The 371-nt window shown below is 44.7% G+C and carries 1 pseudogene; it reads right to left on the bottom strand.

Annotated features, from left to right (window positions below):
- Positions 1 to 136: 136 nt before the first annotated feature.
- A pseudogene (locus AACR11_RS08065) lies at positions 137 to 371 on the bottom strand (IS110 family transposase); the annotation flags it as partial.

Genomic DNA, 371 nt, shown 5'->3' with positions numbered 1-371 from the left:
ACCAAAATGAAAGACGCTCGCAAGAACCTCATACGCTAATCGGATATTTGACATCCTTGCGTTTTCACAGGGACTTCTTGCAGGGTCTTAACCCTTATCATATTTACGTTAGCATCATGAGTGGTCAGTTGTTTGTCTATGTCGAATAACAACTTTCGAATGACTCTCCATAGTGAAGGATTGCCCAGCAGTGACGAGCATTTTTAGCTGCTAAAGCAATTGCTGCTCGCCAATAACCGCGGCGATCTTTGACATCACAAACCCATTTACTTAGTGGGTCGTCTTTTCTACCTGCACTGGCCATAATTGATCTGGCACCCTGAACAAGCAGACTTCTAATATAGTTGTCACCGGCTTTCGTGATCCGCCCT

It is taken from the genome of Vibrio sp. L85, assembly GCF_963871815.1.
Lineage (GTDB): Bacteria > Pseudomonadota > Gammaproteobacteria > Enterobacterales > Vibrionaceae > Vibrio > Vibrio harveyi.
This window is presented reverse-complemented; position numbering and strand designations above follow the sequence as displayed.